General features: G+C 67.9%; 21 protein-coding genes. All 21 read left to right on the top strand.

Annotated elements, in window-relative coordinates; all coding sequences use genetic code 11:
• The first annotated feature begins 42 nt into the window (after window positions 1-42).
• On the top strand, window positions 43-480 hold the full coding sequence (locus ACZ6YV_RS36540; RefSeq protein WP_465513958.1) for a hypothetical protein: 438 nt from the start codon (window positions 43-45) through the stop codon (window positions 478-480).
• A complete protein-coding gene (locus tag ACZ6YV_RS36535) occupies window positions 480-875 on the top strand; it encodes a hypothetical protein (RefSeq protein WP_465513957.1) in 396 nt (131 codons plus the stop codon). The genes ACZ6YV_RS36540 and ACZ6YV_RS36535 overlap by 1 nt, the downstream gene beginning before the upstream one ends.
• 68 nt (window positions 876-943) lie before the next feature.
• Window positions 944-1,186 carry a hypothetical protein gene (locus ACZ6YV_RS36530; RefSeq protein ID WP_465513956.1) on the top strand — a complete coding sequence of 81 codons (243 nt, stop codon included), beginning with the start codon at window positions 944-946 and terminating at the stop codon, window positions 1,184-1,186.
• Between the two features lie 9 nt (window positions 1,187-1,195).
• Window positions 1,196-1,660 (top strand): hypothetical protein, encoded by a 465-nt coding sequence (locus tag ACZ6YV_RS36525; RefSeq protein WP_465513955.1) that lies wholly within the window; start codon window positions 1,196-1,198, stop codon window positions 1,658-1,660.
• 42 nt (window positions 1,661-1,702) lie between these two features.
• Window positions 1,703-3,361, top strand: coding sequence for a hypothetical protein (locus ACZ6YV_RS36520; protein ID WP_465513954.1), 1,659 nt, complete (start codon window positions 1,703-1,705; stop codon window positions 3,359-3,361).
• Window positions 3,362-3,441: 80 nt separating this feature from the next.
• On the top strand, window positions 3,442-4,485 hold the full coding sequence (locus tag ACZ6YV_RS36515) for a hypothetical protein (protein ID WP_465513953.1): 1,044 nt from the start codon (window positions 3,442-3,444) through the stop codon (window positions 4,483-4,485).
• Window positions 4,485-4,862, top strand: a complete 378-nt coding sequence (locus ACZ6YV_RS36510; RefSeq protein ID WP_465513952.1) for a hypothetical protein — start codon at window positions 4,485-4,487, stop codon at window positions 4,860-4,862. Before ACZ6YV_RS36515 ends, ACZ6YV_RS36510 begins: the two co-directional genes overlap by 1 nt.
• Window positions 4,859-5,314 carry a hypothetical protein gene (locus ACZ6YV_RS36505; protein ID WP_465513951.1) on the top strand — a complete coding sequence of 152 codons (456 nt, stop codon included), beginning with the start codon at window positions 4,859-4,861 and terminating at the stop codon, window positions 5,312-5,314. The genes ACZ6YV_RS36510 and ACZ6YV_RS36505 overlap by 4 nt, the downstream gene beginning before the upstream one ends.
• 1 nt (window position 5,315) lies before the next feature.
• Window positions 5,316-6,092: a hypothetical protein gene (locus ACZ6YV_RS36500; RefSeq protein WP_465513950.1), complete on the top strand. Its 777-nt coding sequence runs from the start codon at window positions 5,316-5,318 to the stop codon at window positions 6,090-6,092.
• Between the two features lie 9 nt (window positions 6,093-6,101).
• Complete coding sequence (locus ACZ6YV_RS36495) at window positions 6,102-6,503, top strand: hypothetical protein (protein ID WP_465513949.1); 402 nt, start codon at window positions 6,102-6,104, stop codon at window positions 6,501-6,503.
• Window positions 6,504-6,513: 10 nt separating this feature from the next.
• Window positions 6,514-6,921 carry a hypothetical protein gene (locus ACZ6YV_RS36490; RefSeq protein WP_465513948.1) on the top strand — a complete coding sequence of 136 codons (408 nt, stop codon included), beginning with the start codon at window positions 6,514-6,516 and terminating at the stop codon, window positions 6,919-6,921.
• A gap of 16 nt (window positions 6,922-6,937) precedes the next feature.
• Window positions 6,938-7,333 (top strand): hypothetical protein, encoded by a 396-nt coding sequence (locus ACZ6YV_RS36485; protein WP_465513947.1) that lies wholly within the window; start codon window positions 6,938-6,940, stop codon window positions 7,331-7,333.
• A gap of 5 nt (window positions 7,334-7,338) precedes the next feature.
• Window positions 7,339-7,464: a hypothetical protein gene (locus ACZ6YV_RS36480; RefSeq protein ID WP_465513946.1), complete on the top strand. Its 126-nt coding sequence runs from the start codon at window positions 7,339-7,341 to the stop codon at window positions 7,462-7,464.
• The gene (locus ACZ6YV_RS36475) at window positions 7,465-10,998 is read left to right on the top strand and encodes a hypothetical protein (RefSeq protein ID WP_465513945.1); all 3,534 of its coding nucleotides are present in this window, start codon (window positions 7,465-7,467) and stop codon (window positions 10,996-10,998) included.
• Entirely contained in the window at window positions 10,995-14,333 is a 3,339-nt protein-coding gene (locus tag ACZ6YV_RS36470) for a hypothetical protein (protein ID WP_465513944.1), read from the top strand. The genes ACZ6YV_RS36475 and ACZ6YV_RS36470 overlap by 4 nt, the downstream gene beginning before the upstream one ends.
• Before the next feature lie 9 nt (window positions 14,334-14,342).
• Window positions 14,343-14,792 carry a hypothetical protein gene (locus ACZ6YV_RS36465; protein WP_465513943.1) on the top strand — a complete coding sequence of 150 codons (450 nt, stop codon included), beginning with the start codon at window positions 14,343-14,345 and terminating at the stop codon, window positions 14,790-14,792.
• A 43-nt stretch (window positions 14,793-14,835) separates the two neighbouring features.
• Window positions 14,836-15,087 (top strand): hypothetical protein, encoded by a 252-nt coding sequence (locus ACZ6YV_RS36460; RefSeq protein WP_465513942.1) that lies wholly within the window; start codon window positions 14,836-14,838, stop codon window positions 15,085-15,087.
• Complete coding sequence (locus ACZ6YV_RS36455) at window positions 15,074-15,799, top strand: hypothetical protein (RefSeq protein ID WP_465513941.1); 726 nt, start codon at window positions 15,074-15,076, stop codon at window positions 15,797-15,799. Before ACZ6YV_RS36460 ends, ACZ6YV_RS36455 begins: the two co-directional genes overlap by 14 nt.
• Before the next feature lie 2 nt (window positions 15,800-15,801).
• A complete protein-coding gene (locus tag ACZ6YV_RS36450) occupies window positions 15,802-16,050 on the top strand; it encodes a hypothetical protein (protein WP_465513940.1) in 249 nt (82 codons plus the stop codon).
• The gene (locus ACZ6YV_RS36445; RefSeq protein ID WP_465513939.1) at window positions 16,050-17,042 is read left to right on the top strand and encodes a glycoside hydrolase family 25 protein; all 993 of its coding nucleotides are present in this window, start codon (window positions 16,050-16,052) and stop codon (window positions 17,040-17,042) included. The genes ACZ6YV_RS36450 and ACZ6YV_RS36445 overlap by 1 nt, the downstream gene beginning before the upstream one ends.
• On the top strand, window positions 17,039-17,371 hold the full coding sequence (locus ACZ6YV_RS36440; protein ID WP_465513938.1) for a hypothetical protein: 333 nt from the start codon (window positions 17,039-17,041) through the stop codon (window positions 17,369-17,371). Before ACZ6YV_RS36445 ends, ACZ6YV_RS36440 begins: the two co-directional genes overlap by 4 nt.
• Window position 17,372: the final 1 nt, after the last annotated feature.

Here is a 17,372-nt window from a genome sequence, read left to right as displayed (position 1 = left end):
TGTCGCCCCGGCACGAAATCCCTTTGAGACAGGAGAAAGCTCATGGCGCAGAAGGCATTGGGCCGACTGTTCAACACCACCCCGGCCGCCGATGGCGTGTGGATCAACGCGAAGAACGCGGGAGGGGTCGCGTTCCTCTGCTTCCTCACCGGCGCGGCGGGCGACACGTACACGCTGCAGGAAGCGAAGGACTCGGCCGGTACGGGCGCGCAGAACCTGGCGTGCATCACCGAGTACCACACGAACACCGGCAACGGCTCGGACGCGTGGACCCGCCGCACGCAGGCAGCGGCGGCCACGGTCGTCACGGCGGCAGCGGCCACGCAGAACGCGATGGTCGTGGAGGTCGAGGGCACGCAGCTCTCGGACACCTACTGCTTCGTGAAGCTCACCTCGACCGGCGCCGGGACGGTCAACGCGGTGACCCGTGACCTGCGCGCGGGCAGGGCGCCGGCGAACCTCCCGGCCATGGGGGCCTGATGTCGGCGTGGATCTGCCGGGACTGCACCGCGGCGTACGCGGTGGATGTTCCGGCGTGTCCGCAGTGCGGCACCAACAACCCGATCATGGAAGACGAGCAGCTGAGGCTGGAGAGGCAGCAGAACATGCCGAAGATCCACGCAGATCGCGCACCGACCATCGACGGCGAACCGGCCGAGGTCGTCGCCGACGAAACCGTGGCGGGCGCCCCGGAGCGGCCTGACGCCAACGCCCGCAAGGCCGACTGGGTCGACTATGCCGTCGGACTCGGTCACGACCGTGAGGGCGTCGAGTCGCTGACGAAGGCCGAGATCGTCGAGCTGGTCGACACCAGCGACACGACCGTCGAGGCCGAGGCAGCCGAAGGCGCGGGCGAAGCGGGCGCTTCGTCGTGAACGTCCCGCTGCTCTCCCCGCCGGAGCAGCGGTGGGAATGCCCTCACCCCAGTTGCACCGTCACCGACGTGACCCGCGAGGCCCGCCCCCACACGCGCATGCACGCGTGCCAGGGCCTCGCGGGACTCACCGTCCCGCTCGTCCCCGCCGGCACCCGCGCCGAACTCCGGGTGCACGAGCGGGAGGACTACGTCGGCGACGAGCAGGTGCAGCTGCACGACGGCAGGCCCGTCATGAGCGTCTCGACCGTCCGCGACGACGGCCAGGACGTCACCGTGTTCGCGCCGACGGCGCGCGGGAACGCACAGTAGGAGAACCCGATGGCCTGGTCCAACAGCAAGATCTCATCCGCGTTCCTCACGGACGCCCTCAACCGCACCAACGCGTTCGACCTGAACTCGGACGCATTCAAGGCCGCGCTCTACAACAACAGCATCACCCCGGACCAGACCGCCGCGGCCGCGAGCTTCGCCTACAACGCCGGGCAGTGGGCCGTCGCGAACGAGCAGTCCAACGGCGGCTGGGCCGCCGGAGGTGTCGCGCTCGGCTCGATCACCTCGGGGTTCGCGTCCAACGTGTACACGTTCGACGCCGCCGACACCGCCAACGGCAGCGCGGCCACGCTCGCGGGAGTGTTCGGCTGCCTCGTCTACGACGACACGCTCACCACTCCCGTCGCCGACCAAGGTGTCTGCTTCAACTACTTCGGCGGCACCCAGTCCGTCACCGCCGGGACGTTCACCGTCGTGTGGAACGCCGCCGGGATCTTCGCCCTCACGCTCTAACCCCAGCCCGTGACCGTCCGATGTGGAGGGAGGTGAACCCGCATGACCAGCTTCACCGACGACTTCAACCGCGCCGACAGCACCAACCTCGGCGCGAACTGGGTCGAGGTGTCCGGCGACTGGTCGATCGTGTCGAACCAGCTCTCCGCAGGAAACAGCGGCGGGACCGTCATCCTCCGCGCGGCCGGGGCCATGGCGGGCAACGACAACTACGCCCAGGCCACCATCGCCGCCACCATCGCGGCGAGCCACGGCGTGTGGTGCCGGGGCAACAGCAACATCACCTCCGGCTACCTGTGGCGCAACGACGGCACCTCGTGGGCGCTGTTCTCCGTCGTCGGCGGCTCGTTCACCTCCATCGGTTCCTACGCCGCCGCGGCGGCCCCCGGCGACGTCGCGAAAGTGGAGGCCGTCGGCTCGGCGATCAAGGGCTACGTCAACGGCGTCGTCCGCGTGTCCGTCACCGACACCGCAGTCACCACCGGCACGAGCGTCGGGTTCCGCTCCGAGTCGACCAACGCGATCCGGTTCGACGACTTCGCCGCCGCCGACGTCACCACGGGTACGAACGCTCCCGCCGGGAACGCGGCAGGTACGGGCGCGGCAGGCGCGCCGACGACGAAGGTCAGCCCGGCGCCCAGCGCGGCGACTGGCACCGGCACAGCGAACTCGGCGGCCGCCCGCATCGCGCTCCCGGCAGGCCAGGCAACGGGCACTGGAGCCGCCAGCAGCGCATCGGCCCGGATCGCACCAGCCGCTACAGCCGCGGCAGGAACCGGCACCGCGCCCGCCGCGACCGTGTCCACGTTCACCACCGAAACCAGCGCACCCGCCGGACGCGCCACCGGAACCGGCAGCGCCAGCAACCCCACCACCACCATCTCCCCACGGCCCGCCATCGCGGCAGGCACAGGCACGGCCGGGACCTCGAGCGCGGCGATCTCCCCGGTCGCGGGGGCGGCGAGCGGAAGCGGCGCCGCGGCCGCCCCCACACCTGGCGTTGCTCTGGCGGCGGGCCAGAGCACCGGAACCGGCACGGCCGGGGCGACCAGCCCCGCCGTGTCGGCCAACGCCGCGCCCGCCGGTGGTACCGGCGCGGGCTGGAACCCGACGGTCACCTCGACCGGCGCCGGGACCGCGCAGGCCGGACTCGCCACAGGAGTCGGCGCCGCGGCCACACCGTCTACGGCGGTCACCGCCCCGACCACCACCGCCAGCGGTATCGGAACGGCGAGCACGCCGCGCGCCGCCGTCGGCCCGGCAGCAGCCGCCGCCGGAGGAATCGGTACGGCAGACACGCCGGCCGCCGGGGTCGCGCCGCGCGCCGAGGCCGCCGCCGCGACGGGGACGGCGGGCGCCGCGTCCGTCGATACCGCCGCCGGAGCCGTGTTCGTCCCCGCCCAGCGCGCGGCGGGCACCGGGGCCGCGCACAACCCGACCGTCCACACCATCAGCGCCGGCACCAGCCCGCCCGGCTCCGGCTGGAACGGGCTGCTCGAGATCCTCCGCGACTACACCGACCTCCGGTACGCGGACGAAGCCCGGGAAACGGTGGCCTGCCCGCAGTGCGGCGAGCCGCTCACCGAGGACAGCGCCGGGTTCCGGGTCTGCCGGTTCGACGGCACGACGTGGGAGACCGGTGGGCGGCGCGGGTTCCGGCCGCCGCGCCCGGTCACCGCGGGTTCGAGCTTCCCACCCTGACCACAGGGCCAGGGCACAACTGAATACCGCTCCACCCCTGCCGCTCACGGGCGGCACGGCCAAGAAAGCAAGGGCACAGGATGGACAGCAAGATCCCTTACTGCACCAGGGAGGACGTGAAGTCCGCTCTGGACGTGGCGGAGACCGCGCGGCGTAATCCGCAGGTCGACCGCGCCATCGTCGCGGGTGCGCGTTCCGTGGATCGCCTGTGTCACCGGCGTTTCTTCCCCGAGCTGCGGACGATGACGTTCGACTGGCCGAACTCGCAGTCGCCGACCCCGAACCGGTTGTGGCTCGACGCGAACGAGCTGATCTCCATCACCTCCGCGACATCCGGCGGCGTCACCATCCCGAATCCGTCGATCCTGTTGCGCCCGGACGACGGGCCCCCGTTCACCCGCCTGGAGACCGACGACAGCACCGCGGCGAGCTTCAGCGCTGGGGCGACCCGGCAGCGCGCGATCTCCGCCACCGGCTGGTACGGCTACAGCGACGAGGCGGCCGACGCCGGCGTGCTCGCGTCCGGCGTGGACGCCACGCTGCGCACGATCGACGTGACCGACGGCTCGGTGGTGGGTGTCGGGTCGCTGCTGCGCGCCGGTGAGGAGCGGCTGCTGGTGACCGGCCGCATCCTCGTCACGACCGGGCAGACCCTCGCCGTCGACCTCACGGACAAGTCCAAGTCGAACACGGTCACAGTGGCCAACGGGGCCGGGTTCGCGGCCGGTGAGCTGATCCTTATCGGCGGCGAACGGATCCGGATCGACGACATCGCCGGGAACACGCTGATCGTGACGCGCGCCGTTGACGGCAGCGTCCTCGACAGCCACCTCACCGGGGCCACGATCTACTCGCCGCGGCGGCTGGTCGTCGACCGCGGTGTCGTCGGCACGATCGCAGCGGAGCACAGCGCCGGGCCCCTGTCGGCGTGGGTGGCGCCGCCGCTGGTGCGGCAGCTCAACATCGCCGAAGCGATCCTCACTCTCAGCCAGGAGACCGGCGGCTACGGGCAGCAGATCCGCGCGGGGGAGTCGGCGATGAAGATGGCGCAGTCCATTCAGGACCTGCGCGACCAGGTGTACGACGCGCACGGCCGCAAAGCCCGGATCAGGGTGGTGGGCTGATGGCCACCGTCACGATCACCGGTCCGTTCTTCGACGAGCGGAACCCGGCGGCGATGCGGCAGCTGGAGGACGACGGGCTGAACAGGCTCGGCGGGCAGGCGCTCTCGAACGTCCATGCCCTGCTCGACACATCCCTGCGGAACCCGACGCCGTACTACGAGACCCAGCTGATGACCGAACGGCAGGGCGACGACCAGATCGTCCACGACCGCGGCATCAACTACGGCCCCTGGCTGGAAGGCGTCGGTTCCCGGAACGCGACGACCCGGTTCAAGGGCTACCACCACTGGCGTCTCGCCACGCAGCAGCTGGAGGCACAGGCCGATCAGCTGCTGGTGCCGCTGGTCGACATGGCCGTGGGGAGGCTGAACGGATGAGCGGCCTCGACTACGGCGTGTTCCAGGAGAGCCTGATCGACCACGCCAAGCGCACTGGCTTGTTCGACAAGGTCGCCGGGCACGAGATGAAGAACGGTCCCGGTTTGGGCGTGCACTGCGAGATCTTCACCGATTCGATCGACCCGGCGCGGTCCGGTCTCGCCGCGACCTCAGTGCGGCTCGGGATCAAGGTCCGGATCCGCACCGACATGCTCGGCGACCCGCAGGACGGGATCGACCCGCGCATCGTGAGCGCGGCCGGAGAGTTCATGGCGTCGGTGTCCGCCGACTTCGAGGTCGAGGGGGAGGCCCGGTTCGTCGATCTCCTTGGCGCGCACGGGATCCCGCTCTCCGCCCGGTCGGGATACGTGCCACAGGACGGCAAGCAGTACCGGGCGATGGACGTGCTCGTCCCGATCATCATCAACGACGTGTGGGACCAGGAGGCCTGACGTGGCAAAGCAAAGCGGACTCGGGGACGCGCTCTGGATCTCCGGCTACGACCTGTCCGGCGACATCCAGCAGCTGAACGAGATCCAGGGCGGCGCCGCGCCGATCGACGTCACCGGCATCAACAAGGGCGCGATGGAACGGATCCTCGGCGTCCGCGACGGGAAGATCGACGCCACCACGTTCTTCAACCCCACCAACGGAATCGGCCAGCTCAAGTCCGTGCACGAGCGGCTGTCGCTGCTCCCGACCACGGATCAGATCGTCACCTACGGGCGCGGCACCACGCTCGGCGCGCCGGCCGCATGCCTGGTGTCGAAGCAGCTGAACTACGACCCGAAGCGGGGCGCCGAGGGCGAAGTCACGTTTGACGTGTCCTCGGTCGCGAACGCATTCGGGCTGGAGTGGGGGAATCAGCTCACCGCCGGGCAGCGCACCGACACCGCGGCGACGAACGGTACGGGTGTGGACTTCGGTGTCGGCTCGTCCGGCACGGGCCCGTCGGTGTACGGGCTGCAGGCGTACCTGCATGTGTTCGCGTTCACCGGCACCTCGGTGACGGTCAAGTTGCAGGAGTCCAGCGACAACGGCGTCGGCGACGCGTGGGCCGACGTCGTCGGCGGCGGGTTCACCGCGGCTACCGGGATCACCACGCAGCGGATCGAGACGGTGCGCGGCCAGACCGTCGAGCGTTACCTGCGTGCGGTCACCGTCGGCACGTTCTCCAACGCCGTGTTCGCCGTGGTCGCCAACCGCAACGACGCCCCCACCTTCTTCTAGGAGCCCGCCATGACCATCAAGCACTACCGGATCTCGTCCCCTTTGGACACACACTTCCGGGTCGGGACGTGCGAAGAGGACCACTGCCCGTGGTACCTGAACGGGTGGCGCACCACCTGCAATGAGTTCACGTCGCTCGGCGCGGAGCAGGCAGCGCACATTCGCGGCGACAAGTCGCGTCGGTACGTGGAGACCAGCGAACTGGTGGACGGTGTCGTCCAGACGGTCTTCAAGTTCGAGGCCGGGCAGAAATGTTTCCGGCAGCACCGGGTGCCGATCGACAAGCCGGAGCTGTACCTCGTCCAAAACCCCTACGGACAGACCGTGACCCGCCACTCCGGCCCGGACGCATGGGTCGACGACCTCAACACCAACCAGGCCCGGCTCGCCGAGCTGATCAAACGAGGATAGGAGCACCACCATGGCCAAGAGCAGCGGACTCGGGATGACCACGTTCTCCGTGGACAACGCGGCGGGCGTCGCGAAGGACATCAGGAACGACATCACCGACTTTGACTTCGCGACCCCGCGCGCGGAGCAGGACGTGACCGGTGTGGACAAGTCGGCGCGTGAGCGGCTGCTGCTGCTCGCCGACTTCTCCGGCTCCCTCAACGGTGTGATGAACCCGTCCACCGACCGGCTCCACGACATCGCCAAGACCGTGTCCTCAACCACCGTCGTCCGCACCGTCGCGATGACGCTCAACGGGGTCACCCTCAACAACGAATGCGTCCTCACCGACTACTCGACCAAACGCGCCGCATCCGGCGAACTCACCTGCACCGTGCCCTTCGCACTCGCCGACGGCACCGTGCCCACCTGGTCCTGATCGGAGAACCGTCCACATGGGATTCAACGGAAGCCCCACCATCTACGCCCTGAAGTTCGACCACCCCGAACTTCAGGGCCTGAAGGTTCGTGTACGCCGCGGCTCTGTCCAGCTGCGCAACGACTACGACGACGCCGAGAAATGGCAGGAACGCCTGGCCATCTTCGTGAGCGTCCTCGTCGAGTGGAACGTCGAGCTCGACGGTGTTCCGGTGCCGATGACCGTCGAGGGCATGACCAGCCTGGAAGACACAGTGCTGCTGCCGATCCTCCAGGCATGGATGGAGGCGCGCCGCCCGACCGCCCCTTTAGAACAGCCATCGACGCGTGGCGACATCGAGTCCGCGCCGCCGCCGGAGACGAGGAATCCGGAGCTGGAGGCCTCGATGACCATGGCGCCCCTCGCGAGCTGAAATTCGTGCAATGGGTGCTGCAGACGGCGCAGCGGTTCGGCATGTCGCCGACCGCCGTGCTCGACGCAGACGAGCGTCTGCTGCAGCTGCTGGAGATCGAGAAGTACGCGTTCAGGGAGGAGGCGAGCTAGGTGTCGAACGACGTCACCATCAACGTTCGGTGGAACGACAGCGACGGCGACAAGTTCGTCGCCGCCCAGAAGGCGAAGGCCAAGAAAGCTGGCAGCGCGGCCGGTGACGAGTTCGCCGGATCCTTCTCCGGGAAGCTGGGCAAAGCCGGGGAAGAGGCGGCCAGAAAGGCCACGGAGGGCTTCGAGAAGGAGACGAAAAAGAGCCCGGCGAAGCTGCCGGTCAAGGCCGCCAACCCGATCGACGCGGCGTGGCGGAGGCAGCTTGAGGCGTCGATCAAGCGCACCGCGGCCGACGCCATCAAGATCCCGGCCACGCCGGACACCGCCGAGTTCCGCAAGAACCTCGAGGCGTCGCTCTCCCGTGCTGCTGGTCTGCTGAATGCGGAGATCCCGGTTGAGCCGGGTGATGCGGCGAAGTTCCGTGAGGAGCTTGAGGTCCTCGTTGCCGGGGCTGAAGCCGGGGTCAAGGCGCATGTTCCCGTCGAGGTCGATGGTGCCGCTGCCGAGCGGGCTGGGGCTGCCGTCGGACAGGTAGCCGGGCGCGGGCTGGAAGAGGGTATGCGCGGCGGCGCCCGGAGGGGTGGCGCCGCTGTCGATAGCGAGATGTCCCGTGTGGCCAGCCGTGCGAACAAGGCATTCGATGCCTTGCTGTTCACTGGTCTGTCGATCGGGCTTCCCGCGGCGGCAGCGGTCGGCGCCGCCGGGGTGGCGACCGCGTTGGCTCTGCCGGGAGCGGCGATGGTTGCCGTCAGCGCGCTGATTCTTCGGTCCAACGAAAAGGTGTCCGGCTCCTACAGCGAGCTCGCGAACGACATCGTCGACGACTCGACGCGCATGGCGCAGGTCATGGTCGGCCCGCTCGTCAGTGCTTCGTCGGACCTGCACGATTCGTGGGACCGGCTGCAGCCGCTCGCACACGAGGCGTTCGGCGCGAGCGCGGCCGAGGTGAAGGTCCTGACCGGCACGGTCACTGATCTCGCCGAGGGCGCGCTGCCGGGCATGGTGATCGGGCTGAAGAACTCGCACCAGGCGCTCGTCGGGGTGCGATCGTTCGCCGGGCAAGCAGGCCAGGGCCTTGGGGAATTCTTCGCGAACGCGTCGAAAGGCTCGGCGGGCGCCGGCCAGGGCATGGCGATCTTCGGCGGCACGATCCGGATGGTCGAGGCCCGGCTGGGGACGCTGCTCGCGAACCTCGCGAACGGATCGTCGGGGCCGCTGACACAGCTGCACGTGATCCTCGACCTGGCGACGAATTCGCTGCTCGACCTGACCTCCCAGGGCGGGGCCGCGATCGGATTCCTCAACGGGTTCGGGTCGGCTGGCGCTGGTGCGATGTCGGTGCTCTCGGCCTTGATCACCGTCCTGAACGCGTTGCCGCAGGGCGTGAGCCAGTTCGGTGGCTCGCTGATGGCCGTGTCGATGATCGCTTCAAAGTTCGGGCTCGACATCGGACGGAACTTCGAAGGTATCGGAGCCAAGGTCCGGGCAGCCGGTAACGATCTCAGCGGGATTGAGCGGGGCGCCGCGAAGGCCGGCACTGCGGTGGGTGCGCTGGCCGGGGCCGCGCTGTCTCCTGCGACCTTGGCGGTTGCTGCGTTGAGCGCGGGCCTGATGATCCTTGGGCAGGAGCACCAGGACGCGGCGGGTGACGCGTCGGCGCAGGCGGCGCGGGTGCGTGATCTCGCGTCGGCGTTGCGGGAGTCGAAGGGTGCGATCACCGAGTCCGTGCGTGCGAAGGCTGCGGACAAGCTCGCGAATTTCCAGCTGCACGACGGCACCCGGAACCTGCTCGTCGACACGCAGAAGCTCGCTGGGGCGGGCGGTGTGCAGTTGCTGACGACCGGCTATTTGGGGAACGCGGAGGCGAGCAAGCAGCTCGTGACGCAGCTGCGTGGCGTCACCGAAGCACACACGCATGTGGCTGGTGGCGCGGAGGCGCTGACGACCAGGTTCGAGCGTCTCGGGATCGGTGTCGGCGGCACGGTCACGGCGATGGACGACACCGGGTTCGCCGCGAAGCAGCTGGCTGACATTGTCGAGAGCTCCAGCGGCGAGTTCGGGAAAGCGGCGGAGACGAACAAGGCGCTCGGTGTCGCGTCGCAGTCCAGCGCGAAGTCCATGACCGCTCTTGAGTCGGCGATGGACGGGATGAAGGACGCCGCGTCGGGCAGCGAGGAGAAGCTGTCGGCGCTGGTGGATGTCCTCAACATTCTGGAGGGGCGGAACGCTACGTTCGAGGAGGCGGTCCAGGCGGGGAATGACTCGCTTCGTGCGATGGAGACCAGCCTGAAGGACGGCATGGACAAGGCCGATGGGTTCGGTAAGTCGTTGCTGAACGCTGACGGGTCGCTGAATACGTTCACTGCCAACGGGTCGCAGCTGCAGGATCTCGCGACTGGGCTGCAGTCGTCGTTCGCGAAGGCGGGCACGTCGATCGACGAGATGGTCCGGAAGGGCATGCCGTTCGACGAGGCCGTGCAGAAGGTCAACGGCAGCCTGCAGACACAGCGGGACCGGTTCATCGAGATCGCGCACAAGATGGGAATCCAGGGCCAGGCAGCGCAGGACCTGGCCGACAAGTACGGGCTGATCCCGAAGGAGATCACTACCTACGTCACCGCTGATACGAAGCAGGGGAAGGACGCGATCGCGGCGCTCCCTGAGTTTGCGCAGAACACCAAGGGTGCGGTGTCGGTGACCGCGGATATTAACCGTGCCACCAATCAGATCTCCAGTGTCGTGCAGTACGCGGATGGTTCGACTGGTGTTGTCACTGTTGATGCGCAACGGAACCCGGCGAACAACCAGATCGAGGCCGCTGTCCAGTACGCCAATGGCGCCAAGGGGTTCTTGACGATCGACGGGTTCATCCAGGCCGCGAAGAACCGGGTGCTGGAGGCCAAGCGGAATGCCGACGGCACCGTGTCGTGGATCATCGTCGATGCGAACACGACCCGCGCGAATGCGGAGATCAATCAGGCTGCCCGGAACCGCACCTCGACGATCACCGTGAATGCCCAGTTCAACAGCGGCACCGGCTACGGTGCCCGGCCGGCACCGGGGTATGCGAAGGGTGGGTTGGTCGGCTACGCCACGGGCGGGGAAGTCCGTTCGGTGCCGCGGTTCGCTGCTGGGGGCGGCATGCTCGATATCCGCGGTGGCGGTGTCATGCGCGGGTCGGGGACGGGGACGTCGGACAGCATTCTCGCGTTGTCGTCGCGTGGGCCGATTGCGGGTTCCGATGGGGAGATGGTCATCCGGGCGAGTCAGACCCGGAAGTGGCGGCCGCTGTTGGAGGACATCAACGCTGGTGTGAACGGGTTCGCGGGCGGTGGTGCTGTCGGTGTGGATTCGGCGTATGCCGCTCCGGTGGCGCAGTCCGCTGGTGGTGCGCGGGTCGAGGGTGGGGCAGTGGCGCGTGTGGAGCTGGTGTTCGCGGGTGGCGGTTCCCCGTTGGAGGATTTGTTTATGGAGGTGGCCCGGAAGTATGTGCGTGTCCGGGGTGGGAATGTTCAGGTGGTGTTGGGGTCATGACGGCACCGGTGTTTCCTGATGCGCCTAGGGATTTGGCGGTCGAGCTGTATGTGAACAGCGGGTGGCGGGATATCACGTCGCACGTGTATCAGCGGGATGGGATCCGGATCACGCGTGGTCGGCAGAATGAAGCGACGTCGGTGGCGCCGTCGTCGTGCACGTTGACGTTGAACAACCGGGGTGGCACGTATTCGCCTCGGAACCCTGTCGGCCCGTGGTATGGGTCGTTGGGGCGGAACACGCCGATCCGAATCGGGATCCGGACGGCGAAGGACGCGTTCACGCGGACGGTGTCGAACGGCTGGGGGACGGCGGACGTCGGCGGGGCATGGACCACGGTCGGTACGCCGTCGACGGATTTCGCGGTGGCAGCGGGCGTGGCGACGCACTCGCTGTCCTTGGCACCCCTGTACCACATGAACTATCTGGGATCCCAGTTGTATCGAGACGTCGATGTCTCGGTGACGGTGTCGATGCCGTTCTCGAATGTGACGGGCGGGAACGTCGAGCCCGCAACGCTCGTTGCCGGTGGCTTGTCCACAACGGACTATTTCCTTGCGCAGGTGAAGATTTCTACCGCCGAGGTGGTAACGCTCGGGATTGTTCACTTTGACGGTACCGTCGTCATGGCTGACACGACCGTCCCTGGGCTCACGTACACCGGTCAGCAGTTGCGTACCCGGTTCCAGGTGGACGGGCAGACGTTGCGCGCGAAGGTGTGGGCGGCGAGCTCGGCGGAGCCGATCGCGTGGAGCGTGGAGGGCCGGTCGGATCGGCTCGCGAATCGGGCGGCGGGCTGGGTCGGTGTGCGTTCGGGTGTCGGGTCGGGCAACACGAACACTCCGGTCGTGTTCTCGTATGACGACTTCGAGGTGCGGTCGAACAGGTTCTTCGGTGAGGTGGCGAACTGGCCGTCCGGTTGGGACACGTCAGGGAACGACGTCTACACCGAGATCGAAGCGGCGGGGATCCTTCGGCGTCTTGGGCAGGGTGACGCGTCGCTTCGGTCAACGCTCTATCGCGGGTTCTCGACGATCTCACCGGCGCCCCTTGGCTACTGGCCAGCCGAAGATCTACGTGAGTCCACTGCCATCGCGTCTGGGATAGGTGGCCTGCCGATGCAGGTCAACGCAGGCGTGACCGATTTTGCGACGAACTCTGCCTTTCCAGGTTCGGCGCCGATCCCGGTTTCCAAGCAGAGTCAGTGGGTCGGTGACGTGTGGGGCCCTGCGACAGGCACGGTGCAAGCCGTGTTCCTTATGCACGTTCCGAGCACCGGCGAAGACGACCAAGACACCTTGTTTCGGATCAACAGTTCGGGCACGGCTGGATTCTGGGACCTCATTTACGGCACGGGTGGGTCGCTGAAGCTTCGCGCCTATGACCAAGACCGAGTGACGATCTATACGTCTGCGCCCATCAGTTTCGACGTCAACGACAGGCCAGTGCAAGTGTCGGTCGAACTGGTCCAGAACGGCGCAAACGTCGACTGGGCCATCGTCAATATTCCACTAGTGGGTCCTTTTGTTTCGGGAAGTGGCACAATTCCAAGTGTCACCATCGGGTCCTGTCTTGGCGTTATGGTCAACCCATACAGGCAGTGTGTCGGCACAGCGTTCGGGCATGTCATGGTTCGCAACTACTACGGGAACCTGACCCCCCTGGGGGCCCAGCTTCGCGGCTACGCTGGCGAAACTTCTCAGACGAGAATGGCTCGTGTCTGTTCCGAAAGCGCGGTTTCCTTCGCGGATTACAACGACGGACAAGGAACACTTTCGAACCGTGTTGGAGCGCAAGGCAGGGATTCGTTCCTGACTTTGATGAGCGAAGCAGCCGACGCCGACATGGGCAGCATCTCCGAAAGCCGGAACGCTCTTGGTCTGATCTACCGGCTGGGGAACAGCCTCTACAACCAGCGTGCCGCCGTCACACTCGACTACGACGCCGGGCACCTCGCACCCCCATTCCGTCCTGTCGAGGACGACCAGGCGCTCCGGAACGACGTCACGGTCACCCGCAAGGGAGGCAGCTCCTCCCAGATCGAGCAGACGACCGGCCCGCTCGCCGTCACCGAACCCTCGGCCGGTGTCGGCGTCGGCCGCTACGACACCGCCGTCACCCTCAACCTCGCCTACGACGCACAGACAGCCGACGCCGCCTCATGGCGGGTACACCTCGGCGTCGTCGACGAAGCCCGTTACCCCTCGATCGCGGTCAACGTCGCGAAGCTCGCGAAGGTCGCGCCCACTCTCGCGCTCGACACGCTGATGGTGAACCTCGACGACCGCATCGTCATCGACAACCCGAAACCCGTCATCCTCGCCCCGGAAGACATCTCGCAGCTCGTTCGCGGCTACACCGAGGAAATCACCGGACTCACGCACGACATCACGTTCCAGTGCACCCCGGCGTCCCCGTATGACGTGCTCGTGCTCGACGACACCGCCAAAGGGAAGATCGACACCGACACCACGGTGCTGCTCGGCGCGGCCGGATCGGCAGACACACAGCTGCTGGTCTCCGACTTCCCCGGCCCCGGCTGGACGAGCGACGCCGCCGAGATGCCGATCCCGATCGTGGTCGGCGGCGAGGAAATGAGCGTCACCGCGATCTCCGCGATCGCACCGTCCTTTGTGGCCTCCAGTGCTGCCGTCACGGGGAACAACGCGTCGCTCAACCCGACCCACCCCGCTGGACTTCAGGTCGGTGACCTCAAGCTCATCTTCGTCAGCATCCGCAACTCCGGCACCGGGTTCGTGGCGTTCCCGCCCGGGTGGGAACAGATCTTCGGGTTCGGGAACATCGCGTTGCTGTGGCGGATCCACCAGACCGGGGACGTCGCACCAACCGTGACGTTCGTCAACGGCGCCGCGAACGCCGACACCATCGCGCAGATGGCCGCATTCCGTGGCGTGTCACCGCGCGTGTTCACCAACTCCCAATCCCAACTGAACGGCAGCGCACAGAACATCGCCTACCCCGCCGTCACCGTGCCCTGCCTCAACTGCGTCGTCCTCTACCTCGGCTGGAAACAAGACGACTGGACCAGCGTCGCCACCATCGCCGGAGCCACCGAAATCGGCGAACCATCCTCCACCGCCGGAGACGACGCCGGAATGGTCTGGGACTACAGGATCCAAACCACCCCAGCCAACATCGCGGCCGGCAGCTTCACCGTCACCGGCGGCGCCTCCGCGATCAGCCGCGGCGCCGTCATCGTCCTCGACGGCAACGCGCAACGCATGACCGTCACCCGCTCCACCAACGGAATCGTCAAACCCCACGCGATCGGCGCCCCCGTGTCGCTCGCCCGACCCGCGGCCATCGCGCTCTAGGAGGACCTGATGCCGTACCTCGCTGGCCAGACCCTCACCGCCGCGATGCTCACCAAATACGTCACGTCCGTGAACCCGTCCACGAACGCGACCTTCACCGCCCACGCCGTCCTCCCCGACGACACGGTCACGTTCATGGCGATCGCGTCCCACCGCTACAAAATCTCCTACAGCACCCGGCACTCCAACAGCGTCGGCACCGCCACCACCCCATCCGCCGTCGCCTGCAACCTCCGATGGGTCGCGGGTGCCGGGCCGATCGCCACGTCGAGCACCCTGATCCGCGGCTTCGCGTTCCCCGCCACCGGCGGCAACGGTGAATTCTGCGGATACAAAACCATCACGGGACTCTCCGGCCTGGTGACCATCGGCGTATCAGCATCAGCATCCACCGGTACCCAAACGTTCAACGGCGGCACCGTCGAACGGGAACTGCTCGTCGAGGACATCAACCCGTGACCACAGTGGACAGTCAACGTGCACGATCAGAAAAGAGGTGACGGTGGGTGCTTTGGACATCGGCCAACTCCTACAGTCCGCTGGTCCTTCGGCGGCGCTGCTCGTCGTCATCATCGTGGTCGGCTGGTTCTGGCTCCGCGCCGAACGACGCGCGACCCGGCTACAGGACCAGCTCGACAAGGAACGCGCCCGGAACGCCGAACTCGTTGATGCCGAACGCAAACGCCGCTGGAAAGCCGAGGACACCGCAGCCCGCGCCCGCCGGAAGGCCGGTGATCTAGATGAGCCGAACTAACTGGATCGCCACGGGGATTGCCGTATTCGCTCTCCTCGCCGCCGGATACGCGGTGTGGGAGCCGTACACCGTGCGGCAGGACGCAGCCGCCGTGCAATCGCAGGCGAAGGGCCTCGCCGACCAGGTCGCCGACGCGTGCGCGAAAGGCGGCGACGCCGCAGCCGAACTCGGGACGGCGTGCGCGAAAGCCGTCGAGGTGAAGGAACAGCCCGCGGTCGCGGCCGATGCACCGCAGATCGACCACGGCGCGCTCCGGCAGGCCGCGTTCAGCGCGGTCGTCGACTACTGCACGGGCCGCAACGGATGCCGCGGCCCGGACGGTGCGGCCCCGGACTACAACGCGATCGTGACCACCGTTCTCGCGCGGATCCCGCCGCCGAAGGACGGGACCGACGGCCGCGACGGCGATGCGGTCGCGGCGGTCGCCGCCTACTGCGGACAACCCAGCGACCCATGCCGCGGACGCGACGGCACGAACGGGCAGGACGGCCAATCACCGCCGTGCCTCGCCGAGTCCGCGCAGTGCCGCGGCGCCGACGGCCGGAGCGGCGCCGACGGCCAGCCGCCGGCGGGCTGGACGACGGACTACCCGGACGGCACGACCGAGACCTGCACGCGTGCGACTCCGTTCGATCCGGCCAGCCCGCGTTACGAGTGCACCCGCTCGGCGTCGCCGAGCAGCGACCCACCACTCCCGATCCCCGGAGGATGAGCATGACCGATCAGAAACCGTCCGTCGGACGGATCGTCCACTACGTCAGCTACGGCACGCCGGGCGGCGAGTACACCTCGCAGTGCCGCGCGGCGGTCGTCACCGAGGTATGTCCTGACAGCGACCCGGAGCACGACGGGTGCGTCTCGCTGTGCGTGCTGAACCCGACCGGCCAGTTCTTCAACGAGCACGTGAGCCAGAGCGAAGACGAGCACGCGGGCGGCACCTGGCACTGGCCGGAGCGTGTGTGATGGCTGACCCGATCACGTTCGTCATCGACATCTCCCACCACCAGGACAAGCGGCTCGACCTCGCGCAGACCCGCCGTGACGGCTGCGAGCTCTGCCTGATGAAAGCGGGGGAGGGCAGCACCTTCGTCGACGAGGACTTCGCGTCGAATTTGGCCGAGGCCCGCGCGGCCGGCCAGCTGGTTGGGGCGTACTGGTATCAGCGTGCGAACGCGTCGGCGGCCGCGCACGTCGCGAAGATCACGCAGGTGGTTCCGCGTGACGTGCCGGTGATCCTCGACGTCGAGGCGAACTCCGGTGGTGTCGCGCTCACCCGCGACATCATCCGGCTCCTCAACGCCGAGGGCTACAGCACGCCGCTGCTGTATATCCCGCGCTGGTACTGGCAGCAGATCGGTTCACCGTCTCTCGTCGGTCTGCCGCCGCTGTGGTCCTCGCGGTACCCGAACAACCGCGTCGGCACCCTCGCATCCGAATGGGCCGAGGTGCCCGCCCACTACTGGGACGGCTACGGCGGGCTGCCCGTCGCGCTGCTCCAGTTCACCAGCTCGGCCCGCATCGCGGGCTACGAGCCGCTCGACGCCAGCGCGTTCCGCGGCACCCGCGCACAACTCGCCGCCCGCATGGGCGGCCAACCCGAGGAGGACGAGATGTTCACGCCCGATGACTTCAGCCGCTTCATGTGGGGCAACGTCTTCGATGACGCCACGAAGCGGAACTTCGCCGCCTTCATCAAGGACATGGGCGGCCAGGTCAACGGCCTCACGGTCGCGCTCAACGCGCAGACGAAGCTGATCGTCGACAACGAGCTGAACGACGTCACCCCGGCGAACCTCGCGGCCGCGCTCGAAGGGCTGCTCGTCGCGAAGATCGGCCCGGTCGTGCGGCAGGAGGTCGCCGACGCGCTCGACGGCGACAACGCCGAGCAGGCCGACGCGATCGCGGACCGCGTGCTCGCGAAGGTTGCGGACAAGCTGAAGGCAGGTGCCGTATGAGCGGGCAGCTCGGTGATCGGCTGGTGTCGTGGCTGCGCACGATCGTGCCCGGCTTGTGGGCGGCGGGGATTGCGTGGCTGGCCGGGCTCGGCCTGCCGGACTCCGTGACCGGCGCGGTGGACGGGCTCGGCCAGATGGTGCTGATCCCCGCCGCGCTCGCGATCGTGTACCCGGCGCTGCGCGCCATCGAGGCGAAGCTCCCGCCGTGGCTCACCCGCGTACTGCTGGGTTCGAACCAGCCGCCGAGCTACGGCGTGAGCGTGGACGGGACGCCGGTGGTGACGAGCCTGCCGCCCGCACCGCCGCCGCGCGGCGGCGACGTCGACTGAC

The organism is Amycolatopsis sp. NPDC102522, assembly GCF_055584485.1.
Note: the sequence above shows the minus strand (reverse complement) of the source record. Positions and strands in the feature narration are given on the sequence as shown.

What these genes read in the sequence shown, in the direction of transcription:
- ACZ6YV_RS36540 (WP_465513958.1), top strand. Translation starts at nt 43, where the DNA reads ATGGCGCAGAAGGCATTGGGCCGACTGTTCAACACCACCCCGGCCGCC.
- ACZ6YV_RS36535 (WP_465513957.1), top strand. Translation starts at nt 480, where the DNA reads ATGTCGGCGTGGATCTGCCGGGACTGCACCGCGGCGTACGCGGTGGAT.
- ACZ6YV_RS36525 (WP_465513955.1), top strand. Translation starts at nt 1,196, where the DNA reads ATGGCCTGGTCCAACAGCAAGATCTCATCCGCGTTCCTCACGGACGCC.
- ACZ6YV_RS36520 (WP_465513954.1), top strand. Translation starts at nt 1,703, where the DNA reads ATGACCAGCTTCACCGACGACTTCAACCGCGCCGACAGCACCAACCTC.
- ACZ6YV_RS36515 (WP_465513953.1), top strand. Translation starts at nt 3,442, where the DNA reads ATGGACAGCAAGATCCCTTACTGCACCAGGGAGGACGTGAAGTCCGCT.
- ACZ6YV_RS36510 (WP_465513952.1), top strand. Translation starts at nt 4,485, where the DNA reads ATGGCCACCGTCACGATCACCGGTCCGTTCTTCGACGAGCGGAACCCG.
- ACZ6YV_RS36505 (WP_465513951.1), top strand. Translation starts at nt 4,859, where the DNA reads ATGAGCGGCCTCGACTACGGCGTGTTCCAGGAGAGCCTGATCGACCAC.
- ACZ6YV_RS36495 (WP_465513949.1), top strand. Translation starts at nt 6,102, where the DNA reads ATGACCATCAAGCACTACCGGATCTCGTCCCCTTTGGACACACACTTC.
- ACZ6YV_RS36490 (WP_465513948.1), top strand. Translation starts at nt 6,514, where the DNA reads ATGGCCAAGAGCAGCGGACTCGGGATGACCACGTTCTCCGTGGACAAC.
- ACZ6YV_RS36485 (WP_465513947.1), top strand. Translation starts at nt 6,938, where the DNA reads ATGGGATTCAACGGAAGCCCCACCATCTACGCCCTGAAGTTCGACCAC.
- ACZ6YV_RS36470 (WP_465513944.1), top strand. Translation starts at nt 10,995, where the DNA reads ATGACGGCACCGGTGTTTCCTGATGCGCCTAGGGATTTGGCGGTCGAG.
- ACZ6YV_RS36465 (WP_465513943.1), top strand. Translation starts at nt 14,343, where the DNA reads ATGCCGTACCTCGCTGGCCAGACCCTCACCGCCGCGATGCTCACCAAA.
- ACZ6YV_RS36455 (WP_465513941.1), top strand. Translation starts at nt 15,074, where the DNA reads ATGAGCCGAACTAACTGGATCGCCACGGGGATTGCCGTATTCGCTCTC.
- ACZ6YV_RS36450 (WP_465513940.1), top strand. Translation starts at nt 15,802, where the DNA reads ATGACCGATCAGAAACCGTCCGTCGGACGGATCGTCCACTACGTCAGC.
- ACZ6YV_RS36445 (WP_465513939.1), top strand. Translation starts at nt 16,050, where the DNA reads ATGGCTGACCCGATCACGTTCGTCATCGACATCTCCCACCACCAGGAC.
- ACZ6YV_RS36440 (WP_465513938.1), top strand. Translation starts at nt 17,039, where the DNA reads ATGAGCGGGCAGCTCGGTGATCGGCTGGTGTCGTGGCTGCGCACGATC.